The sequence below is a fragment of the Hansschlegelia zhihuaiae genome (assembly GCF_004103825.1).
GTDB lineage: Bacteria > Pseudomonadota > Alphaproteobacteria > Rhizobiales > Methylopilaceae > Methylopila > Methylopila zhihuaiae.
Map to the genome: position 1 here is coordinate 259993 of NZ_RYFI01000001.1, position 22662 is coordinate 282654.

General features: G+C 69.4%; 21 protein-coding genes. 10 read left to right on the top strand and 11 right to left on the bottom strand.

All coding sequences use genetic code 11. The features are described 5' to 3' along the window. Positions 1-27 precede the first annotated feature (27 nt). The 3 genes from EK403_RS01225 (at position 28) to spt (ending at position 3741) form a co-directional block, all read left to right on the top strand. Positions 28-1746 (top strand): fatty acyl-AMP ligase, encoded by a 1719-nt coding sequence (locus EK403_RS01225; protein ID WP_128775685.1) that lies wholly within the window; start codon positions 28-30, stop codon positions 1744-1746. Positions 1747-2161: 415 nt separating this feature from the next. Continuing rightward, a complete protein-coding gene (locus EK403_RS01230) occupies positions 2162-2437 on the top strand; it encodes an acyl carrier protein (RefSeq protein ID WP_245479439.1) in 276 nt (91 codons plus the stop codon). Then, positions 2437-3741: a serine palmitoyltransferase gene (gene spt, locus EK403_RS01235; RefSeq protein WP_128775686.1), complete on the top strand. Its 1305-nt coding sequence runs from the start codon at positions 2437-2439 to the stop codon at positions 3739-3741. The genes EK403_RS01230 and spt overlap by 1 nt, the downstream gene beginning before the upstream one ends. Here the strand turns inward: spt and EK403_RS01240 are convergent. From EK403_RS01240 to EK403_RS01250, 3 genes are read right to left on the bottom strand one after another with little or no spacing between them, the layout of a single operon-like run. Further along, a complete protein-coding gene (locus EK403_RS01240) occupies positions 3659-4600 on the bottom strand; it encodes a hypothetical protein (protein WP_128775687.1) in 942 nt (313 codons plus the stop codon). The two genes, spt and EK403_RS01240, sit on opposite strands and share 83 nt — an antisense overlap. Continuing rightward, positions 4597-5526, bottom strand: coding sequence for a diacylglycerol/lipid kinase family protein (locus EK403_RS01245; protein ID WP_164919452.1), 930 nt, complete (start codon positions 5524-5526; stop codon positions 4597-4599). Before EK403_RS01245 ends, EK403_RS01240 begins: the two co-directional genes overlap by 4 nt. A gap of 13 nt (positions 5527-5539) precedes the next feature. Continuing rightward, on the bottom strand, positions 5540-6676 hold the full coding sequence (locus EK403_RS01250; RefSeq protein WP_128775689.1) for a CDP-alcohol phosphatidyltransferase family protein: 1137 nt from the start codon (positions 6674-6676) through the stop codon (positions 5540-5542). Between the two features lie 121 nt (positions 6677-6797). Here EK403_RS01250 and EK403_RS01255 point away from each other — a divergent pair, with 121 nt between their 5' ends. From EK403_RS01255 to EK403_RS01275, 5 genes are read left to right on the top strand one after another with little or no spacing between them, the layout of a single operon-like run. Next, positions 6798-7235 (top strand): HIT family protein, encoded by a 438-nt coding sequence (locus tag EK403_RS01255; RefSeq protein ID WP_128775690.1) that lies wholly within the window; start codon positions 6798-6800, stop codon positions 7233-7235. Next, entirely contained in the window at positions 7235-8443 is a 1209-nt protein-coding gene (locus tag EK403_RS01260) for an LptF/LptG family permease (protein ID WP_128775691.1), read from the top strand. The genes EK403_RS01255 and EK403_RS01260 overlap by 1 nt, the downstream gene beginning before the upstream one ends. Next, positions 8444-9574: an LptF/LptG family permease gene (locus EK403_RS01265; protein WP_128775692.1), complete on the top strand. Its 1131-nt coding sequence runs from the start codon at positions 8444-8446 to the stop codon at positions 9572-9574. It abuts the gene before it with no gap. Next, positions 9571-10698 (top strand): dATP pyrophosphohydrolase, encoded by a 1128-nt coding sequence (locus EK403_RS01270; protein ID WP_128775693.1) that lies wholly within the window; start codon positions 9571-9573, stop codon positions 10696-10698. Before EK403_RS01265 ends, EK403_RS01270 begins: the two co-directional genes overlap by 4 nt. Next, a complete protein-coding gene (locus EK403_RS01275) occupies positions 10695-11432 on the top strand; it encodes a nucleotidyltransferase family protein (RefSeq protein WP_128775694.1) in 738 nt (245 codons plus the stop codon). Before EK403_RS01270 ends, EK403_RS01275 begins: the two co-directional genes overlap by 4 nt. A 127-nt stretch (positions 11433-11559) precedes the next feature. Here EK403_RS01275 and EK403_RS01280 read toward each other — a convergent pair whose 3' ends face one another. The 3 genes from EK403_RS01280 to EK403_RS01290 form a co-directional block, all read right to left on the bottom strand. Next, positions 11560-13206, bottom strand: a complete 1647-nt coding sequence (locus tag EK403_RS01280; protein WP_128775695.1) for a cisplatin damage response ATP-dependent DNA ligase — start codon at positions 13204-13206, stop codon at positions 11560-11562. Then, positions 13203-14237: a ligase-associated DNA damage response exonuclease gene (locus tag EK403_RS01285; protein WP_128775696.1), complete on the bottom strand. Its 1035-nt coding sequence runs from the start codon at positions 14235-14237 to the stop codon at positions 13203-13205. The genes EK403_RS01280 and EK403_RS01285 overlap by 4 nt, the downstream gene beginning before the upstream one ends. Before the next feature lie 67 nt (positions 14238-14304). Further along, a complete protein-coding gene (locus EK403_RS01290; protein ID WP_164919453.1) occupies positions 14305-14874 on the bottom strand; it encodes a hypothetical protein in 570 nt (189 codons plus the stop codon). 124 nt (positions 14875-14998) lie between these two features. Here EK403_RS01290 and EK403_RS01295 point away from each other — a divergent pair, with 124 nt between their 5' ends. Next, on the top strand, positions 14999-17572 hold the full coding sequence (locus EK403_RS01295; RefSeq protein ID WP_128775698.1) for a ligase-associated DNA damage response DEXH box helicase: 2574 nt from the start codon (positions 14999-15001) through the stop codon (positions 17570-17572). A gap of 159 nt (positions 17573-17731) precedes the next feature. Continuing rightward, positions 17732-18445 carry a ligase-associated DNA damage response endonuclease PdeM gene (gene pdeM, locus EK403_RS01300; protein ID WP_128775699.1) on the top strand — a complete coding sequence of 238 codons (714 nt, stop codon included), beginning with the start codon at positions 17732-17734 and terminating at the stop codon, positions 18443-18445. 33 nt (positions 18446-18478) lie between these two features. On the opposite strand, the gene EK403_RS01305 is transcribed toward pdeM, so the two are convergent. The 5 genes from EK403_RS01305 to EK403_RS22080 all read right to left on the bottom strand — a co-directional run. Continuing rightward, positions 18479-19183 (bottom strand): hypothetical protein, encoded by a 705-nt coding sequence (locus tag EK403_RS01305; RefSeq protein WP_245479440.1) that lies wholly within the window; start codon positions 19181-19183, stop codon positions 18479-18481. Between the two features lie 108 nt (positions 19184-19291). After that, positions 19292-19783 (bottom strand): DUF3429 domain-containing protein, encoded by a 492-nt coding sequence (locus EK403_RS01310; protein ID WP_128775700.1) that lies wholly within the window; start codon positions 19781-19783, stop codon positions 19292-19294. Between the two features lie 37 nt (positions 19784-19820). Next, positions 19821-20588: a TIGR02186 family protein gene (locus EK403_RS01315; RefSeq protein ID WP_128775701.1), complete on the bottom strand. Its 768-nt coding sequence runs from the start codon at positions 20586-20588 to the stop codon at positions 19821-19823. Beyond that, on the bottom strand, positions 20585-21508 hold the full coding sequence (locus EK403_RS01320) for a sulfite exporter TauE/SafE family protein (RefSeq protein ID WP_128775702.1): 924 nt from the start codon (positions 21506-21508) through the stop codon (positions 20585-20587). Before EK403_RS01320 ends, EK403_RS01315 begins: the two co-directional genes overlap by 4 nt. 111 nt (positions 21509-21619) lie before the next feature. Next, positions 21620-22662: tetratricopeptide repeat protein (locus EK403_RS22080; protein WP_164919454.1), on the bottom strand; the 1043-nt coding region annotated here is incomplete at its 5' end.

A 22662-nucleotide genomic window follows, 5' to 3' on the forward strand; every position in this document is an offset into this window, starting at 1 on the left:
CCGATCCCGACCGACGCAGGAGGCACAATGACGTCGGACGTCGCCGACCTTGCGCGCCCGCTGACGAGCGCGGGCGCCGCGCCTACGATCCTCGACGCGCTCGAAGCCGCGGGCCGCGGACCGGAGGGTTTCAACTTCCATTCGGGCAAGGGCGTCCTCACCGGAGCCCTGCCCTTTTCCAGGCTCGTCAAGGAGGCCCGCGCGCTCGCTCTCAAGCTGCTCGGCGTCGGCGTGAAGCCCGGCGACCACGTCGCGCTGATCGCCGACACCGAGGGCGACTTCGTCCGGCTGTTCTTCGCCTGCGCCTATGCCGGGGTCGCGCCTGCGCCGATGCCGCTGCCGATGGCCTTCGGCGGGCGCGACAACTATCTACTCCACGTCCGCCGCATGATCGAATGTTCGGCCGCGTCGGCCGCCTTCGCGCCGGCCGCGATGAAGGATTGGCTCGTGGAGGCGGCCGACGGTCTGGACCTCCACCTCGTCGGAACGATCGAAGACCTCGCCGACGTCGCGCCGGCGCCGGGCCCGCTCACGCCGCCTGATCCTGACGCGCTCGCCTATCTGCAATTCTCGTCAGGCTCGACGCGCTTCCCGAAGGGCGTTTCGGTCACCCATCGCTCGCTGATGGCGAACGCCACCGCGATCAGCCGCCACGGGCTGAAGACCCGCGCCGGCGACCGCTGCGTCTCATGGCTGCCCTTCTATCACGACATGGGGCTGGTCGGTTTCATGCTGTCGCCCATCGTCGCGGGACTTTCGGTCGACTATCTCGCGACCCGCGACTTCGCGCGCCGCCCGCTGCTGTGGCTCGAGCTCATCGCTCGCAACAAGGCCACGATCTCCTATTCGCCGAGCTTCGGCTTCGAACTCTCCGCGCAGCGCGCAGCGACCGTCGACCTCGGCACGCTGGACGTCTCGTCCTGGCGCTGCGCCGGGATCGGCGGCGACATGATCCGCCCCCACGTGCTGCGCCGCTTCGCCGAACGATTCGGGCCGCACGGCTTCAGTCCCTCCGCTTTCGTCGCGAGCTACGGCATGGCGGAGGCGACGCTCGCACTGTCCTTCGCGCCGCTCGACGAGGGTCTCAAGACCGAGACCGTCGACCTCGACCGGCTGGAGCAGGAGGGAGTCGCGGCCCCCCCGACCTCCGCCGACGCCCGCTCGCGCGAATTCGTGCTGTGCGGACCGGCGCTTCCGGGCCACGAGATCGAGTGCCGTGGGCCGGACGACGCTGCGATGCCGGAGCGCCGGGTCGGCCGCGTCTTCGCCAGGGGCCCGAGCCTGATGCGCGACTATTTCCGCGAGCCGGAAGCGACCGCGGAGACGCTGTCGCCCGATGGCTGGCTCGACACCGGCGACCTCGGCTATCTCGTCCATGGCCAGATCGTCATCACCGGCCGCGCCAAGGACCTCATCCTCGTGAACGGCCGCAACGTCTGGCCGCAGGACCTCGAATGGGCCGTGGAAGCCGGCGTTCCGGGCGTGAGGAGCGGCGACGTCGCGGTGTTTTCGGTCGACCGCCCGGAGGGCGAGGAGGTCGTCGCGCTCGTGCAGTGCCGGAGCCAGGACCCGGCGGCCCGCGCGGGGCTCGCCGAGGAGGTCGGCAAGCTGCTGCGCCTGCAGTTCGGGACGCCCGTGACGGTGCGGCTCGTCGGCGCCCACGCGCTGCCGGTCACCTCCTCGGGCAAGCTCAGCCGAAGCCGTGCGCGGGAGCTGTTCCTCGCCATGCAGCCCGAGGCCGCCTGAACACATTCGGCGACGAAATATTTCAGTCATAAAGCAGTTTGCGCGCGTCATGCCCATCTGACGGCGGATCGGCGCCGCCGCAACGCTTGCGGCCATTGACCGAACGGTTCGGTCAAGCGGCCATAAACCTTTCTGTCACAAGCCGTTTTTGGCGGCTCGTCTGATCGACGCGGCGGCGGCAGACGGCTCCACTCTCGCCCCCCGGACGCGGCGCGGCGGCAGACGGCGCGAAGTGCATTTTGGCAACACCTGGCGAGCTATGAGGTCGAACGCCTTCTCGGCCTCGCTCGACTCATGGTTCAGTAAGGTAACGAGCGTGTAACATCCTGCATTGATTAGTGTTTTCGAACCGTCTTCGTGAACTTTACAGGGCCGGGAGCGCTCCCTAGGTTCCGGCTCGAGACTAAAGTTTGCTGTGGCGTTCCGCCAAGGCAATGAGATGAGTGAAGATCAAGCAGCGTTGATCGACGAGATTTCGGAAGTCCTTGAAGGCGTCTTGAGCAGAAGAATCGAGTTGAAGCCGGAAATGAACATCGTGAATGACCTTGGCCTCGACTCGATCGCCGTGATGAATTTCACCATGGCGCTGGAAGACAAGTTCGATATCTCGATCCCGCTGCATGACATGGCCAGCGTCGTGACCGTCCAGGACCTCCTGAGGACGATCGAGACGCTGCGGAGTGACGCGTAATGTCCATTCTCGACAAGTTCTCCCCGCTCGCCGGTCGTTACGACCGGATGCGCGACAGCGGAGCCGATCCGTTCTCGATCAAGTTCGACGACGTCGTGTCCTCGGTCGAGGGCGTGGTGAACGGCAAGCGCACCCTGCTGTTCGGCACCAACAACTATCTGGGCCTGACCTTCGACCCGCACTCCGTCGAGAAGTCGGTCGAGGCGATCCGGCTGCACGGCACCGGCACCACGGGCTCGCGCATCGCGAACGGCTCCTACAAGGGGCATGAGGAGCTCGAGGCCGCGCTCGCCGATTTCTACGGCCGCAAGCACTGCATGGTGTTCTCGACCGGCTATCAGGCGAACCTCGCCATGATCTCGACGCTGGTCGGCCAGAACGACCACCTGATCATCGACGCCGACAGCCACGCCTCGATCTACGACGCCTCGCGGCTCGGCCACGCGCCGGTCGTGCGGTTCCGGCACAACAACCCCGACGACCTCGCCAAGCGCCTCTCGCGCCTGAAGGACCAGCCGGGCGACAAGCTGATCGTCGTCGAAGGCATCTATTCGATGCTCGGCGACACGGCGCCGCTCAAGGAGTTCGTCGACGTCAAGCGCGAGTTCGGCGCCTATCTCATGATTGACGAGGCGCACTCGATGGGCGTGCTCGGCGAGACGGGCCGCGGCCTTGCGGAGCGCGAGGGCGTCGAGGAGGACGTCGACTTCGTGGTCGGCACCTTCTCGAAGAGCCTGGCCTCGGTCGGCGGCTTCTGCGTCTCGAGCCTGCCGGGCTTCGAAATCTTGCGCATCGCCGCACGTCCCTACATGTTCACGGCTTCGCTGCCGCCGGCCATCATCGCGTCGACGACCGCCGCGCTGGAGACCATGCGCTCCGAGCCGCAGCGCCGCGCGAAGCTGACCGCCAACGCCCGCCGCTTCTACAACGGCCTGAAGGGCGCCGGCTTCACGGTCGGCCCGGAGGCCAATCCGATCGTCGCCGTCATCCTCAACGAGGTCGACGTCGCAGTGGCGTTCTGGAAGCGGCTGGTCGACGAGGGCATGTATCTCAACCTCGCGCTGCCGCCTGCGACGCCGAGCCACCAGGCCTTCCTGCGGTCGTCGGTGAGCGCGGCCCACGAGCCGGAGCACATCGACTTCGCGATCGAGCTGATGACCCGCGTCGGCCGCGAATTCGGCCTGCTGCCCGAGAACGTGCACCCGTTCCCGCCGCGTCAGGTCACCGCAGAACGCCTTTCCGCCAGAGCCGCCACAATGCCGGCCCGGCGGCCAGCAGCGGATGTCGGCGCTGGAATGGCGTGACCTCGATCTTGTGGCCGGAGTGCCGCTCGATCTTCCAGGCGATGTAATCGGCGCCGCCTGAGAAGCTGAAGGCGGCCTTCGCGAGCCGCAAAAGGTTCAAGGGCTTGGCGAGCCGTTTTCGGGCGCGCCAGGCCCTTTCCGCATCCGCCCGCGCTTGTCGGCCGATGGCGGGCGACAACTCGCCGAGATCGTCGCGGAACGCGATCCCCTCGGCCGCCCAGGCGAGCCTGAGCGCCGCGTCGTAGCGGTCGGGCGCGGCCTCGACGATCGAGCCGGGACGCGACGCCCCCTCAACCCGGAGCTCCGACGAATAGGTCCGCGAGAACAGCGCCGACCAGAACCCGGCCGCCGATCCCTTCTCTGGTCCGAGATGCGCCGCCCACCAGGCCGCGCCCCTGACCGCGACCGCGACAGCCTCCGCCACCGCCTGCGCGGCGAAGGCGTCGCGGCTCCAGGCGAGCGCGGAGGGCTGAGCGAAGCGCGCCCAGATCGTTGTGTCGCGGCTCTGGTGGCGCGCGTGGCGGCGGAACTGGCCGAGCGTCATGACCGCGAGCTTCGAGCGCAGCGTCATGCCGGCCGCGGTGGTCTCGGCATATTCCACATTGGGCGGCAGATGGCGGGCGCCGAAGCGCAGCAGGGGCGAGGCGTCCCAGGCTTCGAGCCGGTCGAGCAGGACGTAGAAGTCGAGCAGGCCGTCTGTCGCGCCGGTGCGGAGCGCCGAGCCGTAGAACAGGATCCCGACCACCCCCTGCCCGCCCCGCGCGGCGAGCTCGGCCGCGAAGGTCGAGACAGCCGCCGGCACGGGCCGTGCGAGCTCCTCGGCGACGAAACGGACGAGGGCGGCCCCGGGGGCGGTCACAGCCGCACGAACCTGATCTCGGGCCCCGCGGTCAGCTCGACGCGGCCGTCGGGACCCGCCACGAAGGTGTCGCCGTCGAAGATGAAGGGCTCGCGGATCGTCAGAGACAGCCGGTCGGCCTTGTGGCTCTGATAGCCGGCCTCGGCGGCCCATGACGGCGGACGGCCCATGCCGGCCGTCGCGAGCGTGCGGATCAGGCGGCGGGGCGGCGCGGCGACCTCGGTGACGTCGAACGCGCCCTCGCCCGTTCCCCAGAACGGCCACAGACCAAGCATCAGGCGGTGGAGCGAGGTCGCGAGCAGCGCGAAGCTGTAGCGGGTCTCGGGATTCGAGCCGTCGATCGAGAGCGCGAGCGGCACGCCGTTCCGCCAGGCGTCGCGGTCCTTGCCGAGCGCCGCGGCGCCCGCCATGAGGACGCCGAGCGCGACGCCCATCTTCTGCGCGAAGCCGCGCGAGTGGACGCGCTCATTGGCGAGACGGGTGGCCCGCTCGAAGGCGCCCAGGCCGAACACGAAGCCCAGCATCTGCGCGCCGGCGGCCTCCACGCGGATCGGCCGGCGCGTCTGGGCCGGAAGCTCGGCGCCGGCGCCGACCGCCTCGGCGAGCGCCGCGAGCCGCTCCGGCGGCACGCCTCCGACGTCGGCCGCCGCCACATTGGTCTTGCCGCTCGGGACGATCGCGATCGCGGGCAGCGTCTCGCCGAACGCCCAAGGCAGCGCGCTCATGACGTCGCGCAGCGTCCCGTCGCCGCCGTCGACCGCCACCACGTCGACGCCCGCCTCGGCGAAGCGCCTCAGCGCATGCGGATAGTCGTCGAGCGTCTCGGGCGCCCCATACAGCACGCCGTCGCCAGCCGGCGCGAGCGGCGAGGCGCCCGCCCGGTTCCGCCAGCTCCGCGCGTTCGAGATGACGCCGAGCCGCGTCATGCGCTGCCGCCGCTCACGCGGCGTCGAGCCAGGACACGAGCCTCGCATGGCGGCTGAGGATCATCGCCTGCACGAGCTGGGCGAGGTGGACGACGAGCGACAGCACGATCCACGCGCAGACCAGGATCATGCCCCAGTCGGGCCTCCCGACGAGGGTCAGCGCGGTCAGGATCACGAGATTCGGGTTCCGCCGCGCGGTGATCAGCCGGAAGAACGAATCGAACGGCCGCCAGACATGCATGTGGAAGCCCCAGAGCCGGATGAACGCGCCTTCGAAGACCCGCTGCACGATGTAGCCGCCCACGATGATCCAGATCATCAGATCGGCGTGCGGAACCTCGAAGCCGGCCTTCGGCAGACCCCAGATCCACGCGATCCACCAGAAGGGCGGGTGGATGAGGTCGATGCCGTGGTCGAGAACGTCGCCGAATTTCGAAGACGTCATGGTGACGCGTGCGAGCTTGCCGTCGACCGTGTCCAGGAAGGTCATGATCCAGGCCGGGATCAGCCCGAGCAGGAAGTTCCCATTCCAGAACAGGAAGAGCGCGAGGAACATCAGCGCGAGGCCGAGATAGGTGACGGCGTTCGGCGTGATCTCGCGCTCCGCGCACCATTTGGTGACGGCCTTCGCCGGCCGCGGCCAGACATATTTCGTGACGACGTCGGTCACGCCCTTGTAGGAGCCCGCGAAGCTCCTTGCCTCGACCTCCGCCACGCTCCGCTCGTCGAGCGGGATCAAATAGGCGATCTCGCGCTTGCGGAGCTTGCGGTTGTAGGAGCCTGCGAGCCCTTCCGAGTCGAGCGCCTCGAGCCCGTCCGGAACGCGGCCCGCGCCGATCTCGGCGACGGCCTCAGCCGCCTGGGCGCCTTTGACGTTCGCAGCCGCCGCCGCGCCGCCCGCCACGAGCGCGACCCCGGGGCGTATCGCGAGCTCGTCGATCAGGCGTTGCTCATAGGCCCAGTCGAGGCGCAGAATCATCACGTCCGCGTCAGGCGAGACCCCTTCGGCGTCGGCGCGCACGTCTTGCACACCTGCCCGCGCGAGCTGGCGCCGGAGGCGTTCCGCCGAGCTCATGCCCCAGATGAACACCGTCGACGCGCCCGCCAGAACCGCGGTCGCCGCCCGGGCCTCGCTGCCATTCTCAGTCATTCCTCTTGCGTCGCTCCACGCTGCGGGACTATCGCGGTGTCGTTTAACGGCGAAATCCGCGCGGCGCCAGCGAGCCGGCCCCTTCATCGCGAAGGCGCAGGCCAGGGATCATGAAACTCTCATGACGAACGCCACGATGCAGAAGTTCGGCCATCCCCGCTCCGCGGTCGCGGATGTCGGGGCCTGGACGGTGCTCGTCCGTCCCAAGCAGCCGACGCTCGGGTCGCTGGTCCTGGTCTGCCGCGAGGACGCGAAGGCGTTCTCCGAACTGAGCCCGCAGGCCTTTGCGGACCTGCGGGACGCCGTCGCCGGGATCGAGCGCGTCCTCAAGGCGCATGTGGACTACCAGCGCATCAATTATCTGATGCTGATGATGGTCGACCCGGACGTCCACTTCCACGTCATCCCGCGCTATGACGGCGAGCGGCGGTTCGGCCAGGCGGCGTTCACGGACGTGGGCTGGCCGGGGCCGCCGGACCTCGGAACCGCCGTCGACCTTGACGACGCCGCGCTCGACGCGCTGGTGGCCGAACTCAAGTCGCGCTGGGCGGCCGCCTGATGACCCTCCTGCCTCGGATGCGCATCCTTGACCGTTATGTGCTCGCGCTGACGCTGAAGCCGATGATGGTTTCGCTCGGCGTGGTGCTGATGGCGCTGCTGCTCGAGCGCATCCTGCGGCTCATCGACATCCTGGCGACCGCCGGCGCCCCGATCTTCATCGCCTTCGCGCTCGCCGGAAATCTGGTTCCGCATTATCTCGGCTTCGCGATGCCGGCGGGCTTCGCGCTCGGGGTCTACAGCGCGATCTCCAAGCTCAGCGCCGGCGCCGAGCTCGAGGCGGGGCTCGCCTCCGGCGTCTCCGTCCGCTCGATCGTGCGGCCGCTGATCGCGCTCGGCGTGGTCCTCAGCGTCGTAAGCATCGTGGTGGTTGGATATCTCTCGCCGCTATGCCGCTACGCCTATCGCGAGATCATCAACCAGTCGGTCTCCTACGCCTGGCGCGCCCACGCGCCGGCCGCGACCTTCATCAGCGTCAAGGACGGCCTGACCATCACGGCCGACGAGGTCGACAAGACCGGCCGGAACCTCAAGGGCGTCTTCATCCAGAACCGCGAGAACGGCGTCGACGTCGTGACCTCCGCCGCCACCGGGTCGCTCGAGCTCACGCCCGACAAGACTCAAATCCAGCTCCGCCTCAAGAACGGCGCCGTGGTCCGCGACTACGGCGCTGAACGGCCGAGCACGCTGCGCTTCCAGGACTTCATCCTCGACCGCAAGTTCGACCTGAAGGCGCCGCCGTTCCGCGAGCGCGGCGGCAGCGAACGCGAACTCACCATGACCGAGCTCTGGAACGAGATGGACGCGCCCCTGCCCTCGCAACCACGCGAGCAGCTCGCCGCCGAGTTCCATTCACGGCTGGCGCGGTCGCTCTCGCTCATCTTCCTGCCGCTGCTGATCGTGCCGCTCAGCATGACGATGCGGCGCAACACGCGCATCGTGAACATGGCGGCGGCCGCGATCATGATGGTGGTCTGCCACAACGCGCTGCAGATCGGCGAGACGCTCGCCGACAAGGGCCTGGCGCCGGCCTGGATCGCCTGCTGGAGCCCGTTCGTGCTGTTCCTCGGCATCGCCCTCATCCTGTTCCGCACCAGCACGGACCGGCCTGGCGACACCATCATCTCACGCGCCATAGACGGGGTGAGCGACAGCCTCTCCCAGGCGACGCGCCGCGTCGTGGGCCGGTTCCGGACCGCGGAGGCCTGAATGCGGTTCTCGCGTTATCTCAGCGTCATGCTGTTCAAGCTCGCGCTGACGGCGACCTTCATCCTCGCCTTCATCGCCGAAATCCTCGACCTCGTTGAAAACGCCGGCGACATCCTCGGGGCGGGCGAAGGAGTGCTGGGCATCCTGCGCTACGTCGCGCTGCGGTTCCCGACCCTGCTGGTCCACGCGCTGCCGCTCGGCGCGCTGGTGGGCGCGCTGATCACGCTCGCGCTGCTCGCCCGCAACAGCGAGATCACGGCGATGCGCGCGGCGGGGCGAGGCGCTTTGGGCATGTTCCTGTCGATGCTGCCGGGCGCGCTCGCGCTCGTCATCGTGCATTCCACGCTGATCGACGTCATCGCGCCGCGCACCGAGGCCAAGCTCGCGATCCAGGCGACCAAGCGGCTGGAGAAGGCCGAGGAGGAGGGCAAGAACGCCAAGACCACATGGCTGCGCGTTGGCGACGCCGTGATCTCCTTCGACCGCGTGAGCGATCGCGGCCGCAGGCTCCGCGACCTGCGCATCTATGACCGAGACTCGAGCAAGATCGTGATCGCGCGCACGACGGTGGCGGAGGCCCGTTACCGCGACGGCAAATGGACGCTTTCGGGAGCCGAGCGCGTCTCCTGGGCGCGCCAGACGCTGAACGAAAAATCCTCCGCCGACGGCGTCTGGAACACCACCATGACGCCGGACGACGTGCTCGCGGCGCTCTCGCCCGAGAGCCGGATTTCGCTCACGGCCGCCCGCAAGGTGGTGGCGGGCGAGCAGACGCCGAACGCGCCGCTGCCGTTCTACGAGACGCTGATCGAACGGGTCTACGCCGCGCCGCTCGGCCTGATCGTCATGGTGCTGCTCGCGATGCCGGCCTCCCTGCTCAACTGGCGCGACGCCCGCTCGACATGGCACGGCTTCACGGCGCTGGCGGCGGGCCTGCTGTTCCTGCTCGGCGACGGCGTGATGACGACGCTCGGGCTGACAGGCGTGGTGGCGCCCGCGGTCGGCGCGTGGACCGGGCTCATCCTGTTCGCGCTGATCGGCGCGTGGCGGCTGTGGCGGATCGACGGCGGCTGGCCCGAACCGCGCGCTCCACGGCCTCCCGCGGGCCGCCTCGCGGAGGCGACGGGTTGAGCTCTCCCGAGATCCGTCCGGTCGATGGCGCGCGCGAACTCGACCGGTTCATCGCCCTGCCGAACCGGCTGCATGCCGCCGACGCGACCTATGTCGCGCCGCTGAAGCTCGAGCGTCGTCAGGCGCTGTCGCAGAAATCCAACCCGCTGTTCAAGCATGTCGAGGCCCAGTTCTGGATGGCCTGGCGGGATGGGCGCCCGGTCGGCCGGATCAGCGCGCAGGCCGACCCGCGGCTGGGCGAGGTCGGGCAGTTCGGGCTGATCGCGGCCGAGGACGACGGCGAGATCTTTCATGCGCTGTTCTCGACCGCCGAGGAGTGGCTGAAGTCGCGCGGCAAGACGCAGGCGCAGGGTCCGTTCAACCTCAACATCAATGAAGAGTCCGGGCTGCTCGTCGACGGCTTCGACACGCCGCCGATGCTGCTGATGCCGCACGACCTGCCTTACGTCGCGCCGCGCGTCGAGGCCGAGGGCTACGCCAAGGTCATGGACCTTTTCGCCTATCTGCACGACACGCAGGTCCCGTTCCCGCGCGCGATCGAGCGCATCCTGGAGCGGGAGCGTCCGGCCGACGTCAAGGTCAGGCACATGGACTGGTCGCGCTACCATGAGGAGCTCGCGACCGTCGTCGACATCTTCAATGACGCCTGGTCGGAGAATTGGGGCTTCCTGCCGTTCGGGCCGGACGAGCTCGACCACATGGCGAAGTCCATGAAGCTGCTGCTCGACGAGCGGCTCCTCTGGTTCGTCGAGGTCAAGGGACGGCCGGCGGCCTTCGGGCTGTCGCTGCCGAACCTCAACGAGATGATCAGGGATCTCGACGGCGAGCTGCTGCCCTTCGGCTGGGCCAAGCTGCTCTGGCGGCTGAAGCGCCGCACCTACACGTCGGGCCGCATCCCGCTGATGGGCGTCAGGCGCGAATTTCATTCGGGCTATCTCGGCAAGGTGCTGCCGCTCTTCATCTTCGAGAAGTTTCGCGAGGAGGGCCGCGCCCGCAACGTGCGGCACGTCGAGATGTCCTGGGTGCTCGAGACCAACAAGCCGATGCGCCATATCGGCGAGGCGCTCGGCGGCGGCAGGGCCTACAAGACCTACCGCATCTACGAGAAGGCGCTGGCGCGGTGACCGCCGCCCTGGTGCTGGCCGGGACCCGCAAGGGCGGCGACCAGCTCGCGGAGTTCGCGGGCGTCAGCCACAAGGCGCTGATCCCGGTCGGCGGCGAGCCGATGCTGGAGCGGGTCGTCCACGCGCTGAAGGAGAGCGGGCGGGTCGACCGCATCGTGGTGTCGATCAACCGGCCGAAGCTCGTGACCATGCCGGGCGTCGAGGTGATCCGCTCGGCCAGGACGCTGAGCGAGAGCGTGATCGACGGCCTCAGGACGACCGGCGGACCGACGCTGATCACCACCGCCGACCACGCGCTGCTCGAGCCCGAATGGGTTCGCTATTTCATGGATCATCGGCCGGCCAAGGACGTCGTGATCGGCGTCGCGCGGGCGGAGATCGTCATGGCGGCGGCGCCGGACACCAAGCGCACCTTCATCAAGCTCGCCGACGCCGCCTATTCGGGCTGCAACCTGTTCCACCTCGACAATGTCGACGCCGAGCACGCCATCGGCCTGTGGCGCGAATTCGAACAGCTCCGCAAGAAGCCGCTCAAGATGCTGCACAAGCTCGGGCCGAGCGCGATTCTGGCCTACGCCATGGGGAGGCTGACGGTCGCGCGGGTGATCGCCGAGGTCGAGCGGATCGGCGGACTGACGGCCGGCGTCGTCGAGATGCCGTTCGGCCGCGCCGCGATCGACGTCGACAAGCCGGAAGACCTCATTCTGGTGCGCCGCCTGGTCGAGGCGGCCTGAAGCAGCGCGCGACGTCGAAGCCCCCTTCTCCCGCAAGCGGGAGAAGCTAAGGATGAGGGGGCGTCATCCGCCCCGCCCTTTCCCAACCCTCTCCCGCAAAGGGGAGAGGGTCGGCGCGCGCCACGATCTACGCCCCCTCCTTCTCCGCGATCAGCGCCTCGAGGCTCTCCAGCCTGTCGGCCTCCGCGGTCGGCTTGTCCCAGCGGATGCGGGCGACCCTCGGAAACCGCATGGCCACGCCGGATTTGTGCCGCGTCGAGCGCGCGATGCCTTCGAAGGCGATCTCCAGCACGAGCCCCTGCTCCGCGGTGTGGACCACCTCCCGCACTGGGCCGAAGCGGTTCGTGGTGTTCTTGCGCACGAAGCGGTCGAGCTCGGTCAGTTCCTCGTCGGTGAAGCCGAAATAGGCCTTGCCGACCGGCGCCAGCCGCTCTCCTTCCTCGGGATCCGTGGTCCAGACCCCGAACGTGTAGTCCGAATAGAAGGACGAGCGCCGTCCGTGGCCGCGCTGGGCATACATCAGGACCGCGTCGACCGTCATCGGGTCGTGCTTCCACTTGAACCAGAGACCCTTGGGCCGGCCGACCACGTATGGGCTGTCGCGGCGCTTCACCATCAGCCCCTCGACGGCGGCCGCGTCGTCGCCGGCGCCCGCCGAGGCCGGGTCGAGCCGGGCGGCCGTGAGCCCGTCCCAGTCATCGAACGGGACGATGGCCGAAAGGTCGACTCGGCGGTTGTCTTCCCGCGCGATGAAGGCCTCAAGGCGCTTTCGCCTCTCTTCGAAGGGCCTTTCGCGCAAGTCCTCGTCGCCTTCGACGAGCAGATCGTACGCGCGGATATGAGCCGGGAACTCGGCCAGCAGCTTCGGCGTCACGCTCTTCCGGTTCAGCCGCTGCTGCAGCACGTTGAAGGTCTGCACGCGGCCCTCGCGCAGGATCAGCAGTTCGCCGTCGATCGCGCCATCGAAGGTCAGCGCCTCGACGAGATCCGGAAACGCGCCCGAGACGTCCTCGCCCGACCGGCTCCAGAGCCGCGCGACATGTCGCCCCTCCGCGTCGCGTCCGGCGGACGCCTGCACCCGGATGCCGTCCCACTTCCATTCGGCGACGAAGTCCTTGGGCTCGAAGGCCCGGAAGTTGGCGTCCTCGAGCGGGTGCGCGAGCATCGGCGGCCGGAACGGCGCCGGGTCCTCGGCGAAGGGCCTTTCGCCCCGCCCCTCCACCCAGGCGAACAGATCTTCGTAAGGCGGCGCCAGCCCCGGCCAGACCAACTCGACGTCGTCGGGTTTCACGTCCTCGCCGAGCGCCGCCACCGCGGTCTTGGCGAGCCGCGCCGACGCGCCGATGCGCAAGCTGCCGGTGATGAGCTTCAGGAGCGCCCAGCGGCCGGTCTCGTCGAGCGCGTCGAGCCATTGCGCGAGCCGTTTCGGCAGGTCGAGCTTGGCGGTCGACGTTAGTCCCTCGACGATTTCGGACAGCAGCGGCGAGCGATTGGCGCGGGTCTCCCCCGGCCACATCAGCGCGACGGTCTCGGCGAGGTCGCCGACATAGTCGTAGGACAGCCCGAACAGCACCGGGTCCGTCCGCTCCATGATGAGGCCGCGGATCAGGCCGGGCTTGGCGTGCCGGAACGACAGCGCGCCGGTGAGCGCCGCCAGCGCGAAGCCGCGCTCCGGGTCGGGGGTCTCGCGAAAGTACTCGGCCATCAGCCGGATCTTGGCGTTGCGCCGCGGCTCGTAGGCGAGGCGGTCGAGCAGGAAGGCGAAGCGGTTCACGGCGCGGCCGCCTCCTCGGCTGGCGTCTCGTCCCCCTCGTCGCCATAGCCCACCAGCCTGAGCGGCCGCGCCTTCAGCCCAGCGGTCCCGCACCAATGGACCAGCGCGTCCTCCTCGCCATGCGTGACCCAGATCTCCTCGGCGCCCGTGTCGAGGATCGTCCGGCGGAGTTCGTCCCAGTCGGCGTGGTCGGAGACGACGAGCGGCAGCTCCACGCCGCCCTGGCGCGCCCTGGCCCGGACCCTGAGCCAGCCGGAGGCCGCGACCGCCACGGGGTCGGGGAACTTGCGGGCCCAGAGTTCGCGGAGCGCCGAGGGCGGGCAGAGCACGATCGCGCCGGCGAGCTTGGCGCGGTCCGCCGCCGTCACCTGCACAGTCTCGCCGAGATCGACGCCGAGGCGCGCATAGGCCTCCGTCACCCGGACCATCGCGCCGTGGAGGTGGATCGGGCGGTCCCAGCCGGCGGCGCGCAGCAGCTTCATGAGCCGCTGCGCCTTGCCGAGCGAATAGGCCCCGACGAGATGCGCGCGTTCGGGAAACAGCTCGACGGAATGGAGCAGCTTGGCGATCTCGTCCTCGGCCGGCGGATGCCGGAACACCGGCAGGCCGAAGGTCGCCTCGGTGACGAACAGGTCGCAGGGGACGACCTCGAAATCGGCCGCCGTCGGATCATGGGCGCGCTTGTAGTCGCCCGAGACCACGGCCCGGAACCCCTTCCACTCCAGCCTGATCTGCGCGGCGCCCAGCACGTGGCCAGCGGGGTGGAAGCTGACCGAAACTTCGCCGACCCTGGTCTTCGCGCCATAGGGCGACGGTTGGCGCGTCCCGCAAAAATCCTCGCCATAGCGCGCCTCCATGATGGCGAGCGTCTCGGGCGTCGCCATCACCGCGCCGTTGCCGGGGCGGGCGTGGTCGGCGTGGCCGTGCGTGATCAGCGCCCGCTCGGCGGGCCGCATCGGGTCGATATAGGCGTCGGCCGGCGGGCAATAGAGGCCGCGGGGGGTGGGACAGAGCAGGTCTTCGGGGCGCATGCGGAGAAAGAGATATGCCTCGTTCCGTCAGGTGCGAGTCAAACCAGCCGGCACCCAATATGGTACCTCAGTATCCCATGCGTGCTTTTGCCGATCGCTGATCTTTGACACATCGCTCGACGCCTTCCCAATATGCGCCGAACGCATTCTTGCAGAACTGAACGATTGGATCTGCATCTTGCTGAGCGCGCGCCGCCTTAGCGTTCGCCTCGTCATAGGCCGACAGCGTGCCGCTGCGCTGGAGCAAGACGCAGTCGAGGGCCGCGGTCTTGGTCGCCTCGGACCCACATTCGCGCTGGCTATTCAGTTTCCAGCGGTCTGCGAACTCGGACTTCAGCCCCTCTTTATTCTCGGCGCCGAGATCGCCCTTGAAGTGCTTTAACCAACCGATCTCCGTGTAGCAGTTGATGGCGTCGCTCACGTCATCGAACCGACTGCAGAAGTCTTTCAGCTGATGTTCCGAGAGCAGCTGGATCGGCGTTCCCTTTGCCTTCGGTGCCTCACGGAGGCATTGCGAGATCAAGCCGCCGCTGCCCGAGAAGATTGCCCGGCAAGCCTCCGGGTTGTTGTCTCCGGCGGCGACAGGCTCGAGAATGCCGGTCATAATCAGCGCGACGGCAAGAAATGTTCGCGTCACAGCGACGACTCCGGCTCACCGAAATGCGGCGATGATCTCAGGCAAGCTATCAATCGGCAAAAGGCTTATCACGTCGGGCGGCCTTCGACTGGCTCGAGCGCGTCGCGCGCTTATATTATAGACCGTGTCCGCCCGCTGTCGCAGCGACGCAGCCGCGATCCTGCCCGACCGCTTCCTGCGCTGGTTCGCGGACCGCGGCTGGACGCCGCGCGCGCACCAGCTCGAGCTGATGGCGCACGCCCGCGCTGGCCGCGACGCGCTGCTGATCGCGCCGACGGGCGCAGGCAAGACGCTCGCGGGCTTCCTGCCGAGCTTGGTGGAGCTCGCCGAGGGCAGCCAAAGCGAGAACGCCGGACTCCACACCCTCTACGTTTCGCCGCTCAAGGCGCTCGCGGTCGACGTCGCCCGCAACCTGACGACGCCGGTCTCCGAGATGGGGCTGCCCATCTCGATCGAGGGTCGCACCGGCGACACGCCGCCTTCGCGCCGGAAGCGTCAGAAGCAGCGCCCGCCCGACATGCTGCTGACCACGCCCGAGCAGCTCGCGCTGCTGATCGGCGATCCCGGCGCGGTCCGCCTTTTCGAGACCGTGCGCCGCATTGTGGTCGACGAGCTGCACGCGCTCGCGCCGACCAAGCGCGGCGACCAGCTCGCGCTCGCGCTCGCCCGCGTGAAGGCGATCGCGCCGGAGCTTACGACCGTCGGCCTGTCCGCGACGGTGAAGACGCCCGCGGAGCTCCAGCGCTGGCTGAGCGATCCGAGATCGCGACGCGGGCCTGCGGAGCTGGTCCAGATCGCCGGCGGCGCCGCGCCCGACATCACGGTCCACGAGACCGACGAGCGGCTGCCCTGGTCCGGGCATGGCGGCCGCCACGCCATCCTCGAGATCTACGAACAGATCAGGCGCCACAAGACCACGCTGGTCTTCGCCAACACGCGCGCGCAGGCGGAGCTCACCTTCCAGGCGCTGTGGGAGGTCAATGACGACACGCTGCCGATCGCGCTCCACCACGGCTCGCTCGACGTCGGCCAGCGCCGCAAGGTCGAGGCCGCGATGGCCGAGGGGCGGCTGAAGGCGATCGTCTGCACCTCGACGCTCGACCTCGGGATCGACTGGGGCGACGTCGACCTCGTGGTCCAGATGGGAAGCCCTAAGGGGTCCTCGCGTCTGCTGCAGCGGACGGGCCGCGCCAACCACCGGCTCGACGAACCGTCGAAGTCGATCCTGGTGCCGGCGAACCGCTTCGAGGTCATTGAATGCCAGGCCGCGCGGGAGGCGGCGCTCGCCGGCGAGCAGGACGCCGATGCCGTGAAGCCCGGCGGGCTCGACGTGCTCGCCCAGCACGTCCTCGGGGTCGCCTGCGGCGGCCCTTTCGACGAGGACGCGCTGTACGAAGAGGTCGTCTCCACCGCGCCCTACGAGACGCTCGACCGCGAGACCTTTTCGGACGTCGTCCAGTTCGTCGCGACCGGCGGCTACGCGCTGAAGTCCTATGAGCGTTTCGCCAAGATCCGGAAGACCAAAGACGGGCTCTGGCGCGTCGCGAACCCCGCGACAGCGCAGCGCTGGCGCATGAATGTCGGCACCATCATCGAGGCGACGTCGCTCAAGGTCCGGCTCGGCCGCGTGCGGCGGACGGCCGCCGGCGGCGTCGGCCCGGCGGGCTTCGGCGGGCGGGTGATCGGCGAGATCGAGGAGTATTTCGTCGAGACCATGACGCCGGGCGACACCTTCATGTTCGGCGGAGAGATCCTGAAATACGAGGCGCTGATCGAGACCGAGCTCTACGTCTCGCGCTCGTCCTCCGAGGCCCCCAAGGTCCCGACCTATGTGGGCGGGCGCATGCCGCTCACCACCGACGTCGCCGCCCGGGTGCGGGCGATGCTGGACGACCGCGAGAGCTGGCCACGGCTGCCGACCCAGGTGCGCGAATGGCTCTCCTACCAGCAGGAGCGCTCCATCATCCCGAACCGCAACCGGCTGCTGGTCGAGACCTTTCCACGGGCCGGAAAGCACTTCCTCGTCGCCTACCCGTTCGAGGGGCGGCTCGCCCACCAGACGCTCGGCATGCTGCTGACGCGGCGGCTGGAGCGCGCCCACGCCCGCCCGCTCGGCTTCGTGGCGAGCGACTATGCGCTCGCGATCTGGGGACTTGGCGACGTCTCGGCGATGATCGACGGCGGCCTGCTCTCGCTCGACCAACTGTTCGACGAGGACATGCTCGGCGACGACCTCGAAGCCTGGATGGCCGAGAGCGCCTTGATGAAGCGCACCTTCCGGAACTGCGCGATCATCGCCGGGCTGATCGAGCGCAACGTGATCGGCGCGAACCGCAAGACCGGCCGGCAGGTCACCATGTCCACCGACCTGATCTACGACGTCCTGCGCCGCCACGAGCCGAACCACGTGTTGCTGCGCGCGGCCCGCGCCGACGCCTCGCGGGGTCTGATCGACCTCTGGCGGGTGGCGGACTTCCTGAAGCGGGTGAAGGACCATATCGAGCACCGGCCGCTCGACCGCGTCTCGCCGCTCGCCGTGCCAATCCTGCTCGAGGTCGGCCGCGAGCCGGTCTATGGCGCCGCGCAGGACGCGCTGCTGCGCGAGGCGGCCGAAACGCTGGTCGAGGAGGCGATGGGGCCGGAGGCGGCGGCGAAGGCGCAGGACCGAGGGCCGCCGTCGTTTCTGAGAGCGCTGTGAGAACGCGTCATCCCGGAAGGCCGACAGGCCGATCCGGGATCGCTTCAGAACTGGCCTCACGGTCTCGCGCCCAGTCCGGAGAACGATCCCGGCTCCGCGCGGCTTCGCCGCTTCGGCCGGGATGACGCTGCGCCCAGGTTCCTGCTACGTTCTCGCTCGATGATTCTTTCCGCCCTCCTCCACGACGATTTGGTCGAGCCTACGCTGTCCGTCGCGGGCGTCGCGCTCGTCGCCGATCCGTCGGGCGCGCTCTACGAGCCGCGCTCCGGGGCGCTCGTCGTGGCGGACCTCCATCTCGAGAAGGGCTCGTCCTTCGCGCGGCGCGGCCAGTTCCTGCCGCCTTACGACACGGCGACCACGCTCGGGCGCCTGGCGCGGCTGGTCGAGGCCTACCGGCCGCGGGCGGTCGTCGCGCTCGGCGACAGCTTCCACGACGGCGGCGGTCCGGACCGGCTCTGCGAGGCGGATCGCGCATCCATCGCCGCCTTCCAGCGCGGCCGCGACTGGATCTGGATCTCGGGCAACCATGATCCGGAGCCTCCGGCCGCCTGCGGCGGCGAGGCGGCGGCCGAGATGGCGCTCGGAGCGCTGACGCTCCGCCATAAGCCCCGCCCCGGCGCGAGCTCGGGCGAGCTCGCCGGGCATCTTCATCCGGTCGCCAAGGTCGCGATCCGCGGACACGGACTGCGCCGCCGCTGCTTCGCGACCGACGGCGCGCGCGTGGTGCTGCCGGCGTTCGGGGCCTATGCGGGCGGGCTGAACGTTCGGGACGCCGCGTTCCACGGCCTGTTCGCCGCCGGCGCGCTGACCGCCTGGATGCTGGGCGAGACCGGCGTCTACGCGGTCGCGGGCCAGGGCCTGAGGCCCGACTGACGCGCAGCGCGTCGCTTAACGGCCGTCAGCGGCTCACCAGCGGTAGCGCAGGCCGACCGTCTGGTATTGCGAGCCGCCGCCAGTCTTGTTGAACACGCCGAGACCGCCGCCGGAGCGGTGGTGGAAGCGGAACACCAGGTCGAGATTGGGCTGGCTCGGCAGACCGAAGGTGATCTCCGGCGATAGATAGTGAAGCACCTCGGACTGGTGGTCCCTGGACTTCTCCTCCTCGATCCGCGAGACGCCCGACGCCCAGTTCAGGCCGGTCGAGACCGCGATCGTGGTGCGGACATAGTCGTTCCAGGGAAATTTCTTCCAGCGGGCGTAGAGCGCGCCCCAGAGCTCCCATTCGTCCTGGTCGCCGAAGCGCTTGCCGGCGCCGAGCTCGGTCTCGAAGGCGAAGAGTTCTCTATACGTCAGAACCTCGCGGTTGAAGGCGCCGCTGACGAGGGTCGAGTCCTTCGTCTTCCAGTCCCAGGGCGGCGTGTTCCATTTAATGAAGATGTCCGTCATCGGCGTCGCAATGTAGCGCCCGAGGAACAGGGTCGCGGTGCAGTTCATCTCGCAGGGACCGAAGGGATTGATGATGCGCCAGCCGTTCTCGACGCGCGCCGTCGCCTCGATCGGGGCGGCCGGCTCGTAAAGATCGGCGGCGCGGGCGGGGGCGGCCGCCACGCCGAGGGACAGCGCGATCGCCGCCCCCAGCGGGCCGCGAATGGCCTTCAGACGCTCAAACACTGTTTCGCGGACTCCCCAGTACGCTCTTACGCCGCCCCATAGCGCGCCAAACCTAGCAGGTTGCGCGCAAAGAACCATATCATGCGGCTTCGGCAGCCGCTCGCGCCTTCAATTACCAGCGGCTTGCGACGCCATGACAACAGCTGCGGCCGCCGTCGCGATGGTCGAGAGGGCGGCGAGCAGTATCCGCAACCGCGGATACCAACGCGGCGTCGCGAAGCGCCCGGAGCGGACGCCGTCGAGGATGCCATGGGCCGCGAGCCCGGCCGCCATCAGTCCGAGGCCGGCGGCGCCGCCGACCAGAAGTCCAGCCCAGGCCCAGAGCGGCGGCATCATCGCCACGACGTAGAGCCCCGCCCGCGTCGTCGCCGAGGGATGGCGCAACGCCAGCCCCCAATGCACGCCGCCGAGGAAGGACAGGATCGTCGCGCCGTAGAACAGCAGCGCCGCCCCGGCGTCGATCCCGACGAGGTCGCGGTGCTGGAGCGCGACCGCAAGCGCGAGCGCGATGAAGGGCGCGAGCCCGGCGAGCCCGAGCGCCAGCGGCAGCGTCGGTATCTCGCGGTCGTCTCCGATCGGTTCGGACGCGATCAAGGTCATCGCGCGGCCCGCTCCTGGGAAGGCTCGGCCGGAGCCTTCAGTCCCGACGGAACATAACGCTCGCGAGCCAGCCGAACAGCAGCGCGAGCGCCACAGTGGCCGCGCCATAGGCCGCGCGGTTGGTCTCTGCGAGCCCGGCGACGCGCGCCTCGAAACCGTCCTTGGCCACGCGGAACGTCGTTGCTCCGGTCGCGACCGTCACGCCGGCGCGCATCAGCCGCGCCTCGATGCTGAAGTCTCCGAAGGGCACGTTGGGCGGGAGCGTGATGGCGCCCTTGAACAGCGACGATCCGATGACTTCGACGCCCGAGGCGTCCTCGCGCCAGAGCAGCCGGCGCTCCTGGAGACGCCGGAGGGCGGCGGAGAACTTGGCGTCGTCGCCCTTCAGCGGCGTCAGCGCGTTCGACAAACCGCCCGCCGCCACCGCGTCGAGGCCTAGGCCCCCTTCCCTCCTCCGCTGGAAGTCCGTGATCTCGTCGAGCGGCCGCGACGACAGGACGTTGAGGAAATAGGGGACTTCGCGAAACTCCCTGCCCGAGCGGTTGAGCCAGAGGCCGTGGGAGCGCGACTTCTCGCGAACCGTCAGCGTCTCGGCCGGTCCGCGCGTCGTCACGACGAGGTCGTAGTCCTCCACGGACTGCACGGCCCCCGAGGCGTCGACCGCCGCGCCGAACAGCGTCACCTCGCCGCCCTGGAAGTTCGAGGCGATCACGACCTTCGGCGTCGACAGGGTGAGCAGCAGGCCGTCGGCGCGCGCCGGCGCAGGCGCCAGCACGAGGCCGATGAGGAGCAGCGCCGCCCTCACCGTCCGCGCTCCGTGATCGAGACCGAAAAGCGCTCGTCGGGCGCGGCCGCGAGCTGGTGCAGGAAGCGGGCGCCGACCGCGAGCAGCAGGAGGGCGAGCAACAGGCGGAGCTGCTCGCCCGGCAGCTTCTGGCCCACCCGGACGCCGAACTGAGAACCGACCGCGCCGCCGATCATCAGCAGCGTCGCGAGCAGAATGTCGACCGAGCCGTTCGTCACGGCGTGCATCATGGTCGAGGCCAGCATGGTGACGAGGATCTGGAACAGCGAGGTCCCGACTACGACCGCGGTCGGCACGCGGAACACGTAGACGAGCGCCGGAACCAGCAGGAACCCGCCGCCGATGCCGAGCACCGCGCCGACGAAGCCCACGAAGGCGCCGAGTCCGACCAGCGGGATGGCGCTGACATAGATCATCGAGCGGCGGAAGCGCAGCTTGAGCGGCAGCCGGTCGGCGAGACCGCGGCCGCCCGCCGGGCGCTTCGGCTTCGGAGGCTCGCCTCTGCGCAGGATCGAGCGGATCGATTCGACCAGCATCAGCCCGCCGATCGCGCCGAGCAGCACGACATAGGCGACCGCGATCACGGCGTCGAGCTGGCCGGCGTTCCGCATCGCGTTGAAGAACCAGACGCCCAGGCCGCTGCCCGCGACGCCGCCCGCCAGCAGCACCAGCCCGAGCTTGAGGTCGATCGCCCGCCGTCGCCAATAGGCGAGCGCGCCGGTGAAGGCCGAGGCTGCAATCTGCGGCGCCTCGGAGGCGACCGCGACTGCGGTCGGCACCCCGATGAAGATCAGGATCGGCGTCATGAGGAAGCCGCCGCCGATCCCGAACATGCCGGAGATGAATCCGACCGCGAGGCTCGCGCCGAGCACGAACAGCACGTCGACCGGGATTTCGGCGATGGGCAGGTAGATCTGCATCAGACGGACGATCCGCGCCCGTCGGGACGCGGGCCGCAGCACTCAAGGCCCGCCCTTTGCGCGTCCGTCAATCCCAAGCACTTTGGTCGGACAATGCCTTAGGTTCCCGGATCAGGGCGTCCGCGCGTCCTTTTTCTCAGCGACCCGGTCCCACCCGCCGGCGGGCGCCGGAACCTCGTTGGCGGCGGCGTCCACCGCGCGCGGACGGAACTGCTCGACCGCAGCCTTGGCGACATTGATCGAGGAGCCGAGCGCCTTGCCGACCTCGTCGCGCTTGCGGGCGGCGTCCTGGTCGCCCTGGGCGGCCGCGAGCGCGAACCATTTGTAAGCCTCGACGAGGTCCCGCTTGCCGCCCATGCCGCGCGCGTAGAGCACCGCGAGATTGTACTGGCTGTCCACAAGGCCGCGCTCGGCCGACATGCGGAACCATGTCACGGCGGCGCCGAAATCCGGCTTTCCGAGTCCGCCTTCGGCGTGAACCACGCCGAGATTGTGCATGGCGCGGACATTGCCGGACGCGGCCGCCTGCTCGTACCAGCGGCGCGCCGTCTGGACGTCGCGGACCACGCCGCGCCCCTTCTCGTAGAGGCTGCCGAGCCGGTGCTGGGCCGGAGCGAGGCCCTGGGCCGCCGCCTTCTCGAGCCAGCGGGCCGCAGCCGTGGCGTCGGGCTCGACATTGCGGCCGTCGAGCAGGCGGTCGGCGATTTCGAGCTGCGCCGAGGGATCGCCGGAGGCCGCCCGCATTCGCAGGGTCGGACCGCCGATCTGGTCGGGGAGCTCGTCGCCGAGCCGCGCGACCGAGCCCGTGGTCGCCGGCTCGCCGATCTTCCAGGTGCCGCCGCGGGTCGTGGCCGGATCCGAGAAGGCGAAGCCGGTGAGGTCGCGCGCGGGGGCGCGGGGCGCGGTGATCTGGGCGGCCGGCTTCGGCGCCGGCGGAGGCGGAGCGGCCTCGGCCGCCGTTCCGGCCGGCCGCGCCTCGATTGGCGGCGCGACGTTCGCCGCGCCCCCGTCTTCCGGCTCCGGCGCCGCGAACTCGGGCGACGCTGCTGCGTCCTGACGTCGCGCCGCGTCCTCGGCCGCGGGACGAGGCTCGGGAGCGGGCGCAAGCCGCGACTGCCGGGCCGGTTCGGGGGTCGGGTCCGGCTGCTCGCCCG

What these genes read in the sequence shown, in the direction of transcription:
- EK403_RS01225 (WP_128775685.1), top strand. Translation starts at nt 28, where the DNA reads ATGACGTCGGACGTCGCCGACCTTGCGCGCCCGCTGACGAGCGCGGGC.
- spt (WP_128775686.1), top strand. Translation starts at nt 2,437, where the DNA reads ATGTCCATTCTCGACAAGTTCTCCCCGCTCGCCGGTCGTTACGACCGG.
- EK403_RS01245 (WP_164919452.1), bottom strand. Translation starts at nt 5,526, where the DNA reads ATGACGCGGCTCGGCGTCATCTCGAACGCGCGGAGCTGGCGGAACCGG.
- EK403_RS01250 (WP_128775689.1), bottom strand. Translation starts at nt 6,676, where the DNA reads ATGACTGAGAATGGCAGCGAGGCCCGGGCGGCGACCGCGGTTCTGGCG.
- EK403_RS01255 (WP_128775690.1), top strand. Translation starts at nt 6,798, where the DNA reads ATGACGAACGCCACGATGCAGAAGTTCGGCCATCCCCGCTCCGCGGTC.
- EK403_RS01260 (WP_128775691.1), top strand. Translation starts at nt 7,235, where the DNA reads ATGACCCTCCTGCCTCGGATGCGCATCCTTGACCGTTATGTGCTCGCG.
- EK403_RS01265 (WP_128775692.1), top strand. Translation starts at nt 8,444, where the DNA reads ATGCGGTTCTCGCGTTATCTCAGCGTCATGCTGTTCAAGCTCGCGCTG.
- EK403_RS01285 (WP_128775696.1), bottom strand. Translation starts at nt 14,237, where the DNA reads ATGCGCCCCGAAGACCTGCTCTGTCCCACCCCCCGCGGCCTCTATTGC.
- pdeM (WP_128775699.1), top strand. Translation starts at nt 17,732, where the DNA reads ATGATTCTTTCCGCCCTCCTCCACGACGATTTGGTCGAGCCTACGCTG.
- EK403_RS01310 (WP_128775700.1), bottom strand. Translation starts at nt 19,783, where the DNA reads ATGACCTTGATCGCGTCCGAACCGATCGGAGACGACCGCGAGATACCG.
- EK403_RS01320 (WP_128775702.1), bottom strand. Translation starts at nt 21,508, where the DNA reads ATGCAGATCTACCTGCCCATCGCCGAAATCCCGGTCGACGTGCTGTTC.